This is a genomic window from Butyricicoccus sp. AM27-36 (assembly GCF_003480945.1).
In the GTDB taxonomy this organism is placed as follows: Bacteria; Bacillota; Clostridia; order Oscillospirales; family Butyricicoccaceae; genus Agathobaculum; species Agathobaculum butyriciproducens.
On record NZ_QUJR01000016.1, the window covers coordinates 1 to 15,659 of the forward strand.

At 56.5% G+C, this 15,659-nt stretch carries 17 protein-coding genes; 6 read left to right on the forward strand and 11 right to left on the reverse strand.

The genetic code is table 11. The features are described from left to right. The 3 genes from DW724_RS14660 to DW724_RS14670 all read right to left on the reverse strand — a co-directional run. Nucleotides 1-554 (reverse strand): electron transfer flavoprotein subunit alpha/FixB family protein (locus tag DW724_RS14660; protein WP_442861295.1); only part of this gene is annotated, 554 nt, incomplete at its 3' end. 19 nt (nucleotides 555-573) lie between these two features. Continuing rightward, nucleotides 574-1,374: an acryloyl-CoA reductase electron transfer subunit gamma gene (acrB, locus tag DW724_RS14665; protein ID WP_118361149.1), complete on the reverse strand. Its 801-nt coding sequence runs from the start codon at nucleotides 1,372-1,374 to the stop codon at nucleotides 574-576. A 21-nt stretch (nucleotides 1,375-1,395) separates the two neighbouring features. Further along, entirely contained in the window at nucleotides 1,396-2,547 is a 1,152-nt protein-coding gene (locus DW724_RS14670) for an acyl-CoA dehydrogenase (RefSeq protein WP_110435953.1), read from the reverse strand. 354 nt (nucleotides 2,548-2,901) lie between these two features. Between DW724_RS14670 and asnB the strand changes: the two genes are divergently transcribed. Then, complete coding sequence (gene asnB / locus DW724_RS14675) at nucleotides 2,902-4,731, forward strand: asparagine synthase (glutamine-hydrolyzing) (RefSeq protein WP_118761983.1); 1,830 nt, start codon at nucleotides 2,902-2,904, stop codon at nucleotides 4,729-4,731. A 59-nt stretch (nucleotides 4,732-4,790) separates the two neighbouring features. Here asnB and DW724_RS14680 read toward each other — a convergent pair whose 3' ends face one another. Then, complete coding sequence (locus tag DW724_RS14680) at nucleotides 4,791-5,249, reverse strand: heme-degrading domain-containing protein (RefSeq protein ID WP_117489127.1); 459 nt, start codon at nucleotides 5,247-5,249, stop codon at nucleotides 4,791-4,793. An 89-nt stretch (nucleotides 5,250-5,338) separates the two neighbouring features. Between DW724_RS14680 and DW724_RS14685 the strand changes: the two genes are divergently transcribed. From DW724_RS14685 to DW724_RS14695, 3 genes are read left to right on the forward strand one after another with little or no spacing between them, the layout of a single operon-like run. Further along, on the forward strand, nucleotides 5,339-5,767 hold the full coding sequence (locus tag DW724_RS14685; protein WP_118761984.1) for a hypothetical protein: 429 nt from the start codon (nucleotides 5,339-5,341) through the stop codon (nucleotides 5,765-5,767). Nucleotides 5,768-5,781: 14 nt separating this feature from the next. Further along, complete coding sequence (locus DW724_RS14690) at nucleotides 5,782-7,206, forward strand: peptidoglycan-binding protein (RefSeq protein WP_118761985.1); 1,425 nt, start codon at nucleotides 5,782-5,784, stop codon at nucleotides 7,204-7,206. Then, on the forward strand, nucleotides 7,207-7,776 hold the full coding sequence (locus DW724_RS14695; protein ID WP_118286044.1) for a peptidoglycan-binding domain-containing protein: 570 nt from the start codon (nucleotides 7,207-7,209) through the stop codon (nucleotides 7,774-7,776). A 46-nt stretch (nucleotides 7,777-7,822) separates the two neighbouring features. On the opposite strand, the gene DW724_RS14700 is transcribed toward DW724_RS14695, so the two are convergent. From DW724_RS14700 to DW724_RS14725, 6 genes are all read right to left on the reverse strand, one after another. Further along, nucleotides 7,823-8,602 carry an ABC transporter ATP-binding protein gene (locus DW724_RS14700; protein WP_110435947.1) on the reverse strand — a complete coding sequence of 260 codons (780 nt, stop codon included), beginning with the start codon at nucleotides 8,600-8,602 and terminating at the stop codon, nucleotides 7,823-7,825. 1 nt (nucleotide 8,603) lies between these two features. Then, the gene (locus DW724_RS14705) at nucleotides 8,604-9,545 is read right to left on the reverse strand and encodes an ABC transporter permease (RefSeq protein ID WP_118648917.1); all 942 of its coding nucleotides are present in this window, start codon (nucleotides 9,543-9,545) and stop codon (nucleotides 8,604-8,606) included. A 194-nt stretch (nucleotides 9,546-9,739) separates the two neighbouring features. Continuing rightward, nucleotides 9,740-10,906: a cation diffusion facilitator family transporter gene (locus tag DW724_RS14710; RefSeq protein ID WP_118761986.1), complete on the reverse strand. Its 1,167-nt coding sequence runs from the start codon at nucleotides 10,904-10,906 to the stop codon at nucleotides 9,740-9,742. After that, a complete protein-coding gene (locus DW724_RS16180) occupies nucleotides 10,903-11,379 on the reverse strand; it encodes a DUF1294 domain-containing protein (RefSeq protein WP_242994931.1) in 477 nt (158 codons plus the stop codon). The genes DW724_RS14710 and DW724_RS16180 overlap by 4 nt, the downstream gene beginning before the upstream one ends. A gap of 7 nt (nucleotides 11,380-11,386) precedes the next feature. Next, nucleotides 11,387-12,316 (reverse strand): zinc dependent phospholipase C family protein, encoded by a 930-nt coding sequence (locus DW724_RS14720; protein ID WP_117752113.1) that lies wholly within the window; start codon nucleotides 12,314-12,316, stop codon nucleotides 11,387-11,389. A 211-nt stretch (nucleotides 12,317-12,527) separates the two neighbouring features. Beyond that, nucleotides 12,528-13,109, reverse strand: a complete 582-nt coding sequence (locus tag DW724_RS14725) for an ECF transporter S component (protein WP_118761987.1) — start codon at nucleotides 13,107-13,109, stop codon at nucleotides 12,528-12,530. A gap of 147 nt (nucleotides 13,110-13,256) precedes the next feature. Here DW724_RS14725 and spoVAC point away from each other — a divergent pair, with 147 nt between their 5' ends. Further along, nucleotides 13,257-13,706 (forward strand): stage V sporulation protein AC, encoded by a 450-nt coding sequence (gene spoVAC, locus DW724_RS14730; protein ID WP_117489141.1) that lies wholly within the window; start codon nucleotides 13,257-13,259, stop codon nucleotides 13,704-13,706. Then, entirely contained in the window at nucleotides 13,703-14,830 is a 1,128-nt protein-coding gene (locus DW724_RS14735) for a hypothetical protein (protein WP_118761988.1), read from the forward strand. The genes spoVAC and DW724_RS14735 overlap by 4 nt, the downstream gene beginning before the upstream one ends. Here the strand turns inward: DW724_RS14735 and DW724_RS14740 are convergent. Then, the coding region (locus DW724_RS14740) for an FAD-dependent oxidoreductase (RefSeq protein WP_158580384.1) at nucleotides 14,811-15,659 on the reverse strand (849 nt) is incomplete at its 5' end. The two genes, DW724_RS14735 and DW724_RS14740, sit on opposite strands and share 20 nt — an antisense overlap.

Consider the following 15,659-nt stretch of genomic DNA (forward strand, 5'->3'; position numbering starts at 1 on the left):
CAGATAATGGTAGCCATCAGGTGACCGCCGAATGCCGGACGGGTCATCTTCAGGTTGCGGTCCTCGCGGTTCAGAGCATCGATCTGAGCCTGCGGCAGAGTGGAAGCCTCCTGCAGGAATGCAGCGTACTTCTCTACGTCTACGTCGAGGTGGGTGCAGTCTGCGGTCAGACCGGTGTGCAGACGAGCTGCGCAGCGCGGGCCCAGGTCACGGCCAATGTTGGTAGCGGCGATCAGCAGGATCTCCGGCTTCTTAGCCATAACAGTGTCGCACAGAACCTTTGCGTATGCATCGGTGGTGTAGGTCTCGAGCAGGTCGCTCTCGCAAACCAGAACCTTGTCAGCGCCGTAAGCGCCCAGTTCCTTTGCCATCTTCTCGCCTACGCCCTTGCCGCCAAGCAGCAGGCCGCAAACTTCAGTGCCCATGTCGTCTGCCAGCTTGCGTGCCTCAGAGATCAGCTCGAGCACGGTCGGCTGCAGCTCGCCCTGGCGCTGCTCACAGAATACCCATACGCCGGAGAAATCGGCGAGGTTGGTGTTATTAAAATCAGCCATTGTTCTGTTCTCCTTTCAATCAGATAATATGCTTCTTCAGCAGTTCAGCCGCCAGAGTCTCACAGGTAGCCTTGTCAGCGCCCTCGAGCATCTTGCCCTGACCCTTCTGCGGGGGAGTGAAAGACTTGAAGATATTGGTGGGAGAACCCTTCAGACCAATGGTGGTCGGATCGATCAGCGGATCGTCCTTCAGGGTGTTGTAATCATATACGGAAACCGGAGCGGAGTAGCAGTCCATGATGCCGCCGAGGGACATGTAACGGGGCTCGTTCAGCTCCTTGATGCAGGTCAGCAGGCACGGGGTCTGGGTCTCGATGGTCATGTGGCCGTCCTCGAGCATACGCTTAACAACAACCTTGTCGCCATCCTTCTCGATGCCGGCAACGTAGGAAACCTGCGGGATGTCCAGCTTCTCAGCGATCTGAGAGCCAACCTGAGCGGTATCACCGTCGATAGCCTGACGGCCGCAGAATACGATGTCGTCCTTCTCCAGGCCAACCTTCTTAACAGCAGCAGCCAGGATCTGGGAAGTAGCAAAGGTATCGGAACCGCCGAACTCACGAGCGGAAACCAGAACGCCTTCATCAGCACCGCGAGCGATCAGCTCACGCAGCATGCCCTCTGCCGGGGGAGGACCCATGGTGATAACAACGACCTTGCAGCCGGTAGCGTCCTTCAGCTTCAGAGCAGCCTCTACAGCGTTCAGGTCGTCCGGGTTGGTGATGGTCTGCATGGATGCACGATTCAGGGTGCCATCGGGATTAACAGCAACCTTGCCGGAGGTATCCGGAACCTGCTTTACACAAACAATTGCCTTCATAGTTCAGTTTTCCTCCTTTTCTTAGCGCAGAACCTGACCAGCGATGACCATTCTCTGAACCTGAGAAGTGCCCTCGTAGATCTCGGTGATCTTAGCGTCACGCATCATGCGCTCCATCGGGTACTCACGGATGTAACCGTAGCCGCCGTAAATCTGTACGCACTTGGTGGTAACGTCCATTGCAACCTCAGAAGCGTACAGCTTAGCCATAGCAGCTTCCTTGGTGAACGGCAGACCAACATCGTGGTTGAATGCAGCACGGCGAACCAGCAGACGAGCAGCGTCGATCTGGGTTGCCATGTCAGCTACCATCCACTGCAGGCCCTGGAACTTGTCCAGAGTCTTGCCGAACTGTACGCGCTCCTTCATGTACTGGATAGCCTTATCCAGAGCGCCCTGCGCGATACCCAGTGCCTGAGAAGCGATACCGATACGGCCGCCGTCCAGGGTCATCATAGCGATCTTAAAGCCGCCGTTCTCCTTGCCCAGCAGACGGTCTGCCGGCAGATGAACGTCCTCAAAGATCAGCTCAGCGGTCTGAGAACCACGGATGCCCATCTTGTGCTCGATCTTGCCGATAGAGAAGCCCGGGTCGTCCTTGTCAACGATGAACGCAGAAATGCCCTTGTTGCCCTTGGTCTTGTCGGTCATAGCAAATACAACGTAGGTATCTGCACGGCCGCCGCCGGTGATGAACACCTTGGAGCCGTTCATGATGTAGGAGCCGTCCTCCTGCTTAACAGCCATGGTCTGCTGTGCAGCGGAGTCAGTACCTGCGTTCGGCTCGGTCAGGCCGAATGCACCGATCTTGGCGCCTTCCTTCGGCTCGATCAGCGGGCGCAGCCACTTTTCCTTCTGCTCCGGGGTGCCGAAAGCGTAAATCGGCCAAGCACCCAGGGTGCCGTGAGCGGACATGATGCCGCCGGTGGTACCGCATACGCGGCTCATCTCTTCGATAGCGATAGAATAGCAGATATAGTTACCGCCGGAGCCGCCGACTTCCTTCGGGAACTGAATGCCCATCAGGCCGTACTTCATCAGCTTCTGAACGGTTTCCTCCGGATAGCGCTCTTCCGCATCGATCTCAGCTGCGATCGGCTCTACTTCGTTCAGAGCGAACTCGCGGCACATCTTCTGGAACAGTGCTTCTTCTTTTGTAAGCCTAAAATCCATGCCATAAACCTCCCAAATAAATAAGTAATGCGGATACGCACAAAAACACAGCGCACACGGTCAGTGGCCGCAGCGCCGCGTCCAGCGATACCCTTGTTTGGAGCATGTCTATCTCTATTATATCGTCCGAAAACCATTTGTCAAGGATTTAACATTCTTTTTACTGATAAAATCCTGCCGCCAAATTTTGTGCGTTTCTTCCAATACTCGGCATAAATGAACGCAGATCGCACGCAAACCGCGCATTTTTCCGCCAACGCTTTCCTTTTTAAGAAAATTTCGGATTCCACCTCATATTTCCCGTTTCGAGTGCATATAAAAGAAAGAAATCACTATTTTCAGGAGGAACTGCCTATGTGTGGTATCGGCGGTTTTGTGGATTTTGAACGGGATGCACGCCGCGGCGGACCCATCCTGCACGGCATGAAGCGCACGCTCACGCCGCGCGGCCCGGATGCCGAAGGCACGTATTTTGACGAGGACACAGCGCTTATCCATCGGCGGCTGATCGTCATTGATCCGGAGGGCGGCAAGCAGCCAATGTGCTCTCCCGACAGGAATACTATCCTTATATATAACGGAGAGTTATATAACACACCGGAATTGCGTAGAGAACTTATGTCACGCGGGCACGAGTTTGTCGGACATTCGGACACTGAAGTGCTGCTGCACGCCTATCTCGAGTGGAAAACCGACGCATTTGCGCGGCTGAACGGCATTTTCGCCTTTGCCATCTGGGAGAAACGCGAGCGCCGACTGACGCTCTGCCGCGACCGACTGGGCGTGAAACCGCTGTTTTTCGCTCCCATCCGCAACGGTCTGACCTTCGGTTCGACCATTGACACCGTACTCTGCCATCCGGAGATCGAGCCTGCGCTCGACGAGGATGGTCTGCGCACGCTGCTGCTGCTCGGTCCGGCTCGCCCGCCGGAATCCGGTGTTTTTCGGCAGATTTTCTCCCTTATGCCCGGGCATTTTGCGATTCTTACGCCGGAAGCCTTCACCGATCACACCTACTGGAAGCTCGAGGCGCACGAGCATGAGGACGACCTGCCGACTACCATCGAGCGCACGCACACGCTCATCTGCGATGCCGCCCGGCGCCAGCTTGTCAGCGATGTGCCGCTGGCGTGCTTCCTCTCGGGCGGACTGGATTCGTCTATCCTGTCCATGCTGGCGGCGAAAGATTACGCGGCCCGCGGCGAAACGCTGCATACCTGGTCGGTGGATTATCGGGACAACGATAAATATTTTACAAAGAGTATATTTCAGCCAAACAGTGACGATTCGTATATCGATCAGATGGTGGATTTTCTCGGTACGCACCATCATCGCGTTGTGCTCGAACCGGAGGCACTGTGCGCGGCTCTGCTCCCCGCGACGGATGCGCGTGCGCTGCCCGGCATGGCGGATGTAGACTCCTCCCTGCTGCTGTTCTGTGCGGCCGTCAAGCGCGGTGGAACCACCGTTTGCCTGTCCGGCGAGTGCGCCGACGAGTTATTCGGCGGCTATCCGTGGTACCACCGTGAGGAAATTCTGTTTGAAGATACGTTTCCGTGGTCACGGTCGGTCGGTCTGCGTCTGGGTCTGCTCACACCGGATGCCGTTAGAAACGGCGAGGAATTTGTGCGCCAGCACTACCGCGACACCTGCGCCCGCGCACCCAGGCTGCCGTCCGATAACAAAAAAGCAGCCCGGATGCGTGAAATGTTCGTGCTCAATCTTGACTGGTTCATGGCAACCCTGCTCGACCGCAAGGACCGCATGAGCATGTACTCCGGTCTTGAGGTGCGCGTGCCCTTCTGCGACCACCGCATTGTCGAGTATGCCTATAATATGCCGTGGGACTTCAAGTCGCTCGAGGGGCGTGAGAAGGGCATCGTGCGCCGCGCATTCGCCGATGAACTGCCCAAAGAGATCGTTTACCGCAAGAAAAGTCCGTATCCGAAAACCTTTCATCCGGTTTATACCCGCTTGTGCGCGGACTATGTCCGCCGTATTTTCGAGGATAACACCTCGGTCGCCGCTTCCCTGTTCGACCGGAATGCCGTGCAAAAACTCATGCAGCGGCCGGAAAGCCTTGCCGAACCGTGGTTCGGACAGCTGATGCGTACCCCGCAGATTTTCGCGTATATCATCCAGCTCGACCGGTGGTTTCGGCATTATCATGTCAAAATAGTATAAAAATAATGGAGAATGAAAAACGATACGTTCATCTTCCATTCTCCATTTAAAATGCTCAATTATGCGAAATACTCCGCCAAGGTGTTAATGATAAGCTGATGATCATCCACATGATCCGGATAGCCGGAAACGCAGATGGAACCGATCACGCCGGTGCCGCGCAGCCGGATCGGGAAACCGCCGCCTGCGGCGTACTCGTTCGGGTCGAGCTTACGGTCCGCGAAGGTCTCGCCTGCGTCCTCCAGCTCTGCGAAAAACCGCAGCGAGGACGTTTCCATCAGGTCAACCGCGTTGCGCTTGCGCGCGAGCCACAGCTCGCTGTCCGGCTTTGCGCCTTCTGCGAAGTAACGGAACACGACCAGACCGTTCACCGTAATTTCAACCGCAACCGGCTGCTCCTTTGCGTTTTCATGCAGCTTGAGGCCGATTTTCAGCGCATCCTCGCGCGAAAAATGCTCAAACTGAAACTTCTCCTCCTGCTCTGCACACATGGAGATCATCGTTTTGTAATCCTGCATACTGTCCCCGCCTTTCGAGATTTTGCCGCCTTTGCGGCTGTTACCTTTAGTATATCTGTTTTTTCACCTGCTGACAAGGAGGTTTTTTCATGGCTGAACTGACCGACGGCACCGCCGAGCTGCGTGTACTCGTCACGACCGCGTTAGGCGCACTGCCGCTCGAGAATGCCATCGTTTCGGTCTCCACCACGCCGGACGAGAGCGGTATGCGCACGCTGCTTTACTCGGTCACGACCGACTCCGGCGGCATGACGCCGTCCATGGTGCTGACAACGCCGCCGCGCAGCAACTCGCTGAGTCCGGGCAGCGGTCCGCCGTTTGCGGTCTACACGGTCGAAATCTCCGCTGAGGGCTACACGCCGCTGACCGCGCTGCACATCGCCATGTTCTCCGGTGTGCCGACCATGCTGCCCGTGGCGCTTACACCGCTCGCGGAAAACCAAAGCTTCGCGCAGACCGACCTGACCGCCACCGGTGCGCCGCAGGCACTCGATCCCGAGTTGCCGGAGAATCCGTAAAAGGAGGGATTGCTTTGCCCGAACCCTATGTTTCCATACCGGAAACCATCACGGTGCACCTCGGTGCGCCGTCCTCGAATGCGCAGAATATCACCGTACCGTTTGCCGATTACATCAAAAATGTTGCCTCGTCCGAGATTTATCCGACCTGGCCCGAGCAGGCCATCCGCGCCAACGTGTACGCACAAATGTCCTATGTGCTCAACCGTGTGTTCACCGAATGGTACCGCGCGCAAGGCTACGATTTTGATATCACCAATTCCACGCGGTATGACCAGTCCTTTGTGCCCGGACGGGATATTTTCGAGAATATTTCCACCATTGTAGATGATATGATCGGCACTTACCTCACCCGCGGCGATGCGGTCGAGCCGCTGTTCGCGCAGTACTGCAACGGCACGACCGTCACCTGTCCGGGCGGCCTAAGCCAGTGGGGCACCGTGCCGCTTGCCGAACAGGGACTATCTGCCGAGCAGATTGTGCAGTCGTTTTACGGCAGCGATGTGAATTTTGTCACCAGAGCACCGCTCTCGCCCAATCTCGGCGGGTCATTTCCCGGTGTAACGCTACGGCTTGGCGATTTTTCCGAGGATGTCCGCACGATTCAAACGCGCCTTAACCGCATTTCGACCAATTTCCCGAACATTCCGAAAATCTATCCCACAGACGGCGTGTTCAACGCAGATACCGAACGCGCCGTGCGGGCGTTCCAGCGGCAATTCAACCTCACCGAGGACGGCCTTGTCGGCCCGGCAACATGGTACCGCATCGCGTTCATTTATAATAATGTCAAGCGCCTAAGCGAGCTGAACAGCGAGGGACTGACCCTCAGTGAGATCTCCCGCCAGTATCCCGAACGGCTGACCGAGGGCATGAGCGGCCCGGGCGTACAGCTTTTGCAGTATTTTCTTGCCATTGTCGGCGAATTTTACGATGCGCTGCCGCGCTGGCAGGCCGGACAGATCGACGGTATTTTCGGTCCGCAGACCCGCGAAGCCGTGGCTGCGTATCAGCGGCTTGTCGGCCTGCCCATCACCGGTGTGGTGGATCGAGAGACGTGGTATGCCCTGCTTTCCACCTACCAGTCCGTGCTGCTCGCCCAGCCTGAGCAGGAGTGGCTCGAGGAATTTATCGGCCTGCCGGAGACCTTTCTTGTCAAGGGGATGCGCGGCGAAGCCGTGCGGCAGGCGCAGCAGCTCATCAACATCATCGCCCGCGGCTACGCCGAAGTGCCCGCTGTCACGGTAGACGGCATTTTCGGAGACGCGACCGAGTCCTCGGTGTCAGTCATCCAGTCGCTGCTCGGTCTGCCCACCACGGGCGCTATCGGTCCGCTGACCTGGGAAGGCATGGCTGATCTCGCCGAAACCGTGCTGGTCGGCAGCCAGAGTGCCAGAGGACAGTATCCCGGCTATCCCGTTGGAGAGGAGGCAACCTGATTGTACACCGATGCACAAAAATGCAGCCATATTTTCGATTTGCAGACCTTTCTGCGGCGTATTCAGCAGGCTGAGGGCAGCGCTGCACCGCTCGTGCCGGACGGCATCTGGGATGCAAAGACTGCCGCTGCCGTGCGCGAATACCAGCAGCAGAACTGCCTTCCGGTGACGGGCATCGCCGACCAGCGCACATGGAACGCCATCTACGCTACATATGCCGCGCTTATCGCCGCCGATGCACTTCCCATGCAGACGGCATTCTTCCCGCCGGAGAGCGATGCCGTGCTGAAGCCGGGCGCGAAAAGTCCCACGGTGTATGTGCTCCAGCTCATGCTGGGCGAAACTGCGCCGCATTATAACCGGATTGCCGCCGTGCCGCTCACCGGCGAGTACGATGCGGATACACAGTCCGCTGTCAGACATGCACAGAAAATTTTTCAGCTGCCCGAGACCGGCATTACCGATCGAGCCACATGGCAGGCACTGACAGGGCTGCACAATGCCTTGTTCCAGCGGACACCGCTCGGTTGGCAAATCAATGGAGAATTGCGATTGGAAAATGAAAAATGAACATAAAAAGACCCCGAAACCAGGTTTCGGGGTCTTTCTATTTGCCTTATTCGCTGAGCAGCATACGGTCGCTCTCGATATTGAACTTCTCGAGCAGATCGCGGACGGTAAGGTTCTTCTTCTCCTCACCGCGGATATCAACGACAACGCGACCGGCATCCATCATAATCAGACGGTTGCCGTACTGGATGGCGTTCTTCATGTTATGCGTTACCATCAATGTGGTGAGGTTGTCGCGTGCAACGATCTCTTCGGTGATCTGCAGCACCTTATCTGCGGTTTTCGGATCGAGCGCTGCGGTATGCTCATCGAGCAGCAGCAGATCCGGCTTGCGCAGGGTGGCCATCAGCAGGGTCAGTGCCTGACGCTGACCGCCGGACAGCAGACCGACTTTACTGGTCATACGGTTCTCCAGTCCCAGACCGAGCGTTGCCAGCTTTTCACGATACAGCTCGCGTTCCTCGTTCGTGATACCGGAGCCGAGGCCGCGCTTCTGACCGCGGCGGTATGCCAACGCCAGATTCTCCTCAATGCCCATGGTAGCGGCAGTACCCATCATCGGATCCTGAAATACGCGGCCAAGGAAACGCGCGCGCTTATGCTCGGGCAGATTGGTCAGATCGTAGCCGTTCAGATGAATCATGCCCGCATCCACCGGATACACGCCTGCGATCAGGTTCAGCGTGGTGGACTTGCCGGCACCGTTGCCGCCGATGATGGTGACGAAATCACCGTCCTCCAGGGTCAGGTTCAGGTTGTCAATGGCACGCTTTTCGTTTACCGTGCCCGCGTTGAAGGTCTTGTAAATCCCTTTGAGCTGCAGCATGTTACTTGGCCTCCTTCGCATCAGTCTTTGCGGCACTCTTGGCTGCACCGCGGAAATACTTGCCCTTCCAGTACGGAACAGCAAGGAAGATTGCAACGACGAAAGCCGAGATCAGCTTCAGGTCGTTGGTGTTCAGGCCGAGGTTGAGGACCACCTGAATAACCAGATAGTACACAACCGCACCAAGCGATACGCCGAGCAGACGCATCGCAAAGTTGCGGAAAATACGGCTGAACAGCACCTCGCCGATGATGACAGCGGCAAGGCCGATAACGATAGCGCCGCGGCCGGCGTTGACATCCGCGAAGCCCTGATACTGGCAGTACAGCGCACTTGCCAGCGCAACCAGGCCGTTGGACAGCATCAGACCGAGCACCTTGACAAAATCAACATTGATGCCCTGTGCACGGCTCATGTTCGGGTTTGCGCCGGTCGCACGGATGGAGCAGCCGAGCGCCGTACCGAAGAACCAGTACAGCAGTGCGATAACCACAATCGTAAAGACAGCCGCAACGAAAATCGGGTTCTCGATAGTCACCTTCTTAACGTTGCGCAGCGAAACAAGCAGCTTGTAGTTGTCCGGATTGATCGCTACATTTGCTTTTTTGTCCATAATACGCAGGTTAATGGAGAACAGCGCCAGCTGTGTCAAAATACCGGCAAGGATCGCCGGAATACCCATACAGGTATGCAGAATACCGGTGATAAGTCCGGCCAGCATGCCGGCAAGGAAAGCGCACAGCATTGCCACCCATACATTCGCGCCGTGCGTCATCATAACGATGCACACCGCACCGCCGGTCGCCATCGTACCATCGACGGTCAGGTCGGCCAGATCGAGCACCTTAAAGGTGATGAATACGCCGATCGCCATCAGTCCCCAGATCAAACCCTGCGCCACTGCACCGGGAAGTGCGGAAAGCAGGCCCGAGAAAAAGCTCACTTAAATTCCCCCAAACAATAATGTTATCTGATAAAGCGTAAAAACGCTATCTCCATTATAGCAAATTTCCGGGGTATTGCAATGATAACTTGCCGTTTTCGCGGATTATTTTGTTCCCTACCGTTTTTCTATGCTATTTTTAGCAGAAAAAGGAGATGCGAAAGCACCTCCTTTTTCTGCTTATTATTTTCTTATCACATCTGATGATCGAGCGTTACAACCGGATTATAGCGCGAGTCGATCGCTTTCAGGCCGTCATAGATCTTCATCAGCAGGTCGCGTTTGGCATCCTCATCATAGGAAAACGGCACAACAACGTCGAAAATCAGGTTGATCTGGCGTTTGCCGTCCACTATGCGGAAGTCGTGCATGGTAAGCTGTCCGTCGATCTGACGGAGCACGCCATCGGTCTGCTCACGCAGCGCGTTGACATACGCATTATTGATATCAATCGGATCCATGTGGATGACCAGATACACACCGGTCTGCTGCCAGACACGCTTTTCGGCCTCGTCGATTTCCTCGTGCACAGCCACAAAGTCCGAGTCGCTCGGCACTTCGGCATGCAGCGACGCAATTGAGCGGCCCGCACCGTAATTGTGGATAATCATATCGTGTACGCCGACAATATGGTCGGACTCCATTACAATCCGCCGAATATTGCGGGCAACCTCCGGATCGGCGGCTTCGCCGAGCAGCGGCGCAACCGTATCCTTCGCAATGCCGATGCCCGACCAGAGGATGAACGCGGCAACGGCAACGCCCACATAGCCGTCCACCGGCAGCGTGGTAAACCGGCCGGCTACCATGCCGAGTACAACAACAGCCGTGGTAACAACATCATTGCGGCTGTCCTGACCGGCCGCCATCAGCACCGGAGAATCGATTCTGCGGCCGATATTGACGTTGAATGCGCCCATCCACAGCTTAACCAGCATGGATACGGCAAGAATTCCCATCAGCACCGCCGAGAACGCTACGGCAGCCGGATGCAGAATGCGGTCGAGCGAGGTTTTGAAAAACTCGAAGCCGACCAGAATGATGATGAACGAGACGATCAGTCCCGCGATGTACTCGGTGCGTCCGTAGCCGAACGGATGCTTTGCATCCGGCTCCTTGCCGGAAACCTTGAAGCCGACAATGGAAATCAGGCAGGACAGACCGTCCGACAGGTTGTTGAATGCGTCCGCCGCGATGGAAATCGACCCTGTAAGCAGACCAATGATCAGCTTGAGCGCAAACAGGAACAGGTTGCATGCCAGTCCGACCGCACCGGACAACACGCCGAATTTTTCACGCACCTGCGAATCGCCGGTGTTTTCCGCATCGCGGATAAAAATATGGATAAGTGCGTTTGTCATAGAAGTCCCTTCATATACAGAATGTTATAAATACCAACAATAATTGCTCCCTGCAGAATCATAATTGCCGGTATGCCGAGCATGAAAATATGGTGCAACGTCTTGTGACGGATGATGAGCATGGTGGCATACACGCCCGGCCCGCCGCCGATCAGCGCCCAGAAAAACAGCGTGCGCTCGGGCACACGCCTCCAGCCGCGAGCCGCGGCGAGCTTATCGTAAATACAGACAATCGCGCCGATGACGCTGACTGCAATAAAATAGTACAGCACATACTGCACGGTCGCTGCACCTCCTTTCGGATTTCCTACAATTTTACCACAGGCATTGCCGTATTGCAAAGAAATCAGGTCAAAAATAGCCGTGACTAACAGAAAAGTAGCGGTGTCTAACACAAAAGACGCCTTTTCAGGCGCCTTTTGTGTTAGACAGTCTTTTTCCCTTGCAATCGCAATGACAAATGAAAAATGCACTCACATTTCATTTTCCATTATCATTTTTCGGGTTGCCGCTGTCGAACGGCTCATCAAAGTGATAATGCATCAGCCAGCCTGCGTCAAACTGCGCGGCGTACTGTCCGGCAAGAGCGGCGGCACGAATACGCGCCAGGCCGAACAGCTCCGGCACGGAATCCGTGCGGATTTCGTCCGGTTTCCACAGGTTATGCCACGGCTGATGAGCCAGATTGAGCGCATCCCACATCGGGCGCTCGAGCTTCATGTGACCGGTGAGCAGGGCGCCCCGACCGAGCAGGGCTTCCGCCTTTTTCGCTCCGCGATAGACGGCGCGGCTCTCCGAATAGAGAAAACTCTCCCATGAAGTCATTTCCGCGAACGAACGGCGCAGCTCATGCGTAGAAACATCGGCTCCGTACACGGTTTTGAGCACCGCGTGCAGCATAACCGACAGCACCGCCTGCTCGACCGGTGACAGCTGATAGCGTTCCTCCGGGTCGAACTCGGTGATGGGACGGTGGCATGCGCGTTCGTAGAGCAGATAGTCAATGTCGCTTTCAATACGGCTGTGCACCGCCGATGCGGACAGCTTCGGATTTTCGGTGCAGAACTGCACCTGCCGGCAGTAAACATAGGGATGAATCTCACTGTCGAGCGCATAATGGCACACGAAGCCGTAGAAATAGGCCGCTGCGATCTCCTGCGCGTCGCCGCTCAGGTCGCGCACCGCACGCGAGAGCGCCGCAAACAGCTCGTCCGTTTTCTCCGAGTGCATGCGGTTGCCCAGCTTGTGCAGCGGACTGCCGAGCAGGATTTTCCGGTAAAACAGCGGGTCCGGTCCCTGACAGCCCCAGAAAAAGCATGCCGGACGGCACGCCGCTGCCCTCTGCGCCGGTGCGGGAAACACCGTCAGCGCCTGCCTGCCAAATAGATGATGCGATACAAAATCCGCCATACTGTTTTCCTCCTCACTGTGCTTTTCTTTAGATGACTACAGTATACCACGAAATCCGACTTTCTGCAAAGCATGAGAAACGCGCCCACCGGTAATCAGTGAGCGCGTCCTCAAACGGATTTGCAGGTAATACCACACCATTAGGCAAGAGCGGTTTGCGAGTAAATTTTGCGTACTGATGCGCCGCAGTTCTAATTGTGCGACATTGCCTTTACTTTTCTGCCATATGGCGGCCGAACGAGGTCGAATGCATCGCCTTCTGCAGCGCCGGCAGAAGCGCCATTGCAACAACTACCGCGATAACGATATTCGGAGGCGAGGTCATCAGCTTCGGAATATTGGCCACAAAAGCCGGAACCAGAGCACTGCCGCCGATCATCAGCTCAATAATGCCCTTGAGCATGTACAGCAGCGACGAGAACACCGCACCTGCAAGGCACGCCACGAGGTTGCGCGCAAACTTCTTTGCGGCAGCGGCACCGGCGTAAGCGATCACGCCGCACAGCCATGCCATCAGGAAGAAACGCACGAAGGTGATCCACGCCTCCGGTGCGTACTCCGGCGTCATCAGGTCGAAGATCATCGAGCCGATACCGGCTGCAAGACCGCCGCGAACCGGTCCGAGCAGCAGGCCGCACAGCAGCACGAACGCGTTTGCGAGCTTGATCATGGTGGTGCCTGTCGGCGTCGGAATGCGAATGGACAGGAACATGGTAACAACGAATACCACTGCCGCCATCAGACCGATCATCACGATGTCGTACAGCGAAAACGCTTTCTTCTTGGATTCCATCAAAAATCCCCCTAATCTGATATGTTTTATTTATCATACCGCGAATATGGTCTGTCGAAAATGGTCAGTTCGCATTTATTTTACAGGGTCAGATGGATAATCCCGGAACGGCTGGGCAAACTACGCGTACAGAAAGGGGAACCTTGCATGAAACTGGATAAACAAACCTATCAACAGCTGCTCGAACGCAAAAGCCCGAATTCGCCGCTGTGGCGCGACTGCCTGCTGGCGTTTCTCATCGGCGGTGCGATCTGCACAGCCGGCGAGGGGGTGCGGCAGCTGTGGCTCTCCCGCGGACTGGATACCGAGGACACAGCCGCCGCGACCGCCATCACGATGGTGTTTCTCGGTGCCCTGCTCACCTGCCTGCATTTGTATGAAAAGCTTGCAAAATATGCGGGAGCAGGCACGATTGTGCCGATCACCGGCTTTGCAAATGCCATTGTTTCTCCGGCGATGGAGTTCAAAAGCGAGGGGCTTATCCTCGGTCTGGGTGCAAAGCTGTTCGTTATCGCGGGGCCGGTGCTGGTGTACGGCATTTCGGCAAGCGTCATCTACGGTCTCATTCTGTTTTTGACAGGAGGCGGTTCGGTATGATAAAGCGCATCGGCAAGCGCACGCTTGCGCTCGAAAACCGGCCGTATCTGCTCGGACACGCGGCGGCGGTCGGCAAAAAAGAGGGCGAAGGCCCGCTCGGTGAGCGGTTTGACTATGTGGCGAAGAATGACCGGATGGGGCAGCGCTCGTGGGAACTGGCGGAGAGCGAGCTGCAAAAGACCGCCATCCGGCTTGCGCTGCGCAAGGCCACCCTGCCCGAGCGTTCGCTCGACCTGATCCTTGCAGGTGACCTGCTCAACCAGTGCATCGGCTCATTTTTAGCGTCCATGCACGCGAATGTGCCCTATCTCGGGCAGTACGGTGCATGCTCGACGATGGCACAGGGTCTTGCGCTCGGCGGCTGTCTGGTCGAGAGCGGCGCGGCAGACCGCCTGCTTGCGGCAGCTTCCTCGCATTTCTGCTCGGCGGAGCGGCAGTACCGTTTTCCGCTGGCCTACGGCGGGCAGCGCACGCCAACCGCACAATGGACGACTACTGCGGCAGGCGCGGCTATTCTCGGCAGTGAGCCGGTGCCGAACGGCGCGGAGCCGTGCGATGTGCGCGTGACGCATGTCCTGTTCGGCAAAATGGTCGAAATGGGCGTCAAGGACGCGGCCAACATGGGTGCGGCTATGGCACCCGAAGATGTGAATTTAGACCCATACATTTTTCGGCGCGCTGAGCGCTGTGTTTTGCAGAAAATCCGCTATTATCATAACCATTCACTGGTGTTCCCGTTAGAACGAACAGAAACAGAAAACAGACAATCCCACTTGATACCGTACCTGACATCAAGTGGGATTTTATCTGCGCAAATGTTTTTCTTATCCAAACACCGCAGAGGCGAGCGGATAGGCCGCAACAAGACAGGCCGCAAGGGACAGCACAAGGAACACGAGGTTCGCCTTGAGCACACCGCGGACCGTCACATGCCCCGGTCCGAAGATGAGCAGTGCCGGCGCGCACGCGGACGGCGTCAGAGATGCCATAGATGCTGCGACACCGATAACAGCGGCAAACGCTCCCAGATGCATGTTGGAACCGGAGAGCAGCGCCAGACCGATATTGAAGAACAGCACCATCGTCACCACATTAGAGCAAAAATTACTTGTTCTTATTCTTAATGTACTCGTCCATCGCAGCCGCAGCGCGCTTGCCTGCGCCCATGGCGAGGATAACGGTAGCCGCACCGGTAACAGCGTCGCCGCCGGCGAATACGCCGTCCTTGGAGGTGATGCCGTGCTCATCGTCAGCCACGATGCAGCCCTTGCGGTTGGTGTCCAGACCCGGAGTCGTGTGACGGATCAGCGGGTTCGGGCTGGTGCCGATCGCCGCAATAACGCAGTCCAGATCAAGCACAAACTCGCTGCCCTCGACCGGAATCGGACGGCGGCGGCCGGATGCGTCAGGCTCGCCCAGCTCCATCTGCTGGCACTTGAGGCCGGTGACGTTGAAGTTCTCGTCAGACAGCACCTCGAGCGGTGCAGTCAGGAACTTGAACACAACGCCCTCTTCCTTCGCGTGGTGAATCTCCTCGAGACGAGCCGGAAGCTCCTTCTCGGAACGGCGGTACACGATGTAAACTTCCTCGGCGCCCATGCGCTTTGCGCAGCGAGCGGCGTCCATGGCAACGTTGCCGCCGCCGACAACAGCGACCTTCTTCGCGTGGTAGATCGGGGTGTCGGCGTTTTCCTTGTACGCCTTCATCAGATTGATGCGGGTCAGGTATTCGTTCGCGGAGTAAACGCCGTTTGCGTTCTCGCCCGGAACACCGATAAAGGTCGGCAGACCGGCACCGGAGCCTACAAAAATTGCTTCAAAACCGTCACCGAACAGCTCGTCGATGGTCTCAGAACGGCCTACAACAAAGTTGAGAATGAACTCAACGCCCAGATCCTTCAGCGTGTCGATCTCCTTCTGCACGATAGTCTTCGGCAGACGGAACTCCGGAAT

Excerpts from the sequence above, each read along its gene's own strand:
- acrB (WP_118361149.1), bottom strand. The coding sequence starts at position 1,374 with ATGAAGGCAATTGTTTGTGTAAAGCAGGTTCCGGATACCTCCGGCAAG.
- DW724_RS14670 (WP_110435953.1), bottom strand. The coding sequence starts at position 2,547 with ATGGATTTTAGGCTTACAAAAGAAGAAGCACTGTTCCAGAAGATGTGC.
- asnB (WP_118761983.1), top strand. The coding sequence starts at position 2,902 with ATGTGTGGTATCGGCGGTTTTGTGGATTTTGAACGGGATGCACGCCGC.
- DW724_RS14680 (WP_117489127.1), bottom strand. The coding sequence starts at position 5,249 with ATGCAGGATTACAAAACGATGATCTCCATGTGTGCAGAGCAGGAGGAG.
- DW724_RS14685 (WP_118761984.1), top strand. The coding sequence starts at position 5,339 with ATGGCTGAACTGACCGACGGCACCGCCGAGCTGCGTGTACTCGTCACG.
- DW724_RS14700 (WP_110435947.1), bottom strand. The coding sequence starts at position 8,602 with ATGCTGCAGCTCAAAGGGATTTACAAGACCTTCAACGCGGGCACGGTA.
- DW724_RS14710 (WP_118761986.1), bottom strand. The coding sequence starts at position 10,906 with ATGACAAACGCACTTATCCATATTTTTATCCGCGATGCGGAAAACACC.
- DW724_RS14720 (WP_117752113.1), bottom strand. The coding sequence starts at position 12,316 with ATGGCGGATTTTGTATCGCATCATCTATTTGGCAGGCAGGCGCTGACG.
- DW724_RS14725 (WP_118761987.1), bottom strand. The coding sequence starts at position 13,109 with ATGGAATCCAAGAAGAAAGCGTTTTCGCTGTACGACATCGTGATGATC.
- spoVAC (WP_117489141.1), top strand. The coding sequence starts at position 13,257 with ATGAAACTGGATAAACAAACCTATCAACAGCTGCTCGAACGCAAAAGC.
- DW724_RS14735 (WP_118761988.1), top strand. The coding sequence starts at position 13,703 with ATGATAAAGCGCATCGGCAAGCGCACGCTTGCGCTCGAAAACCGGCCG.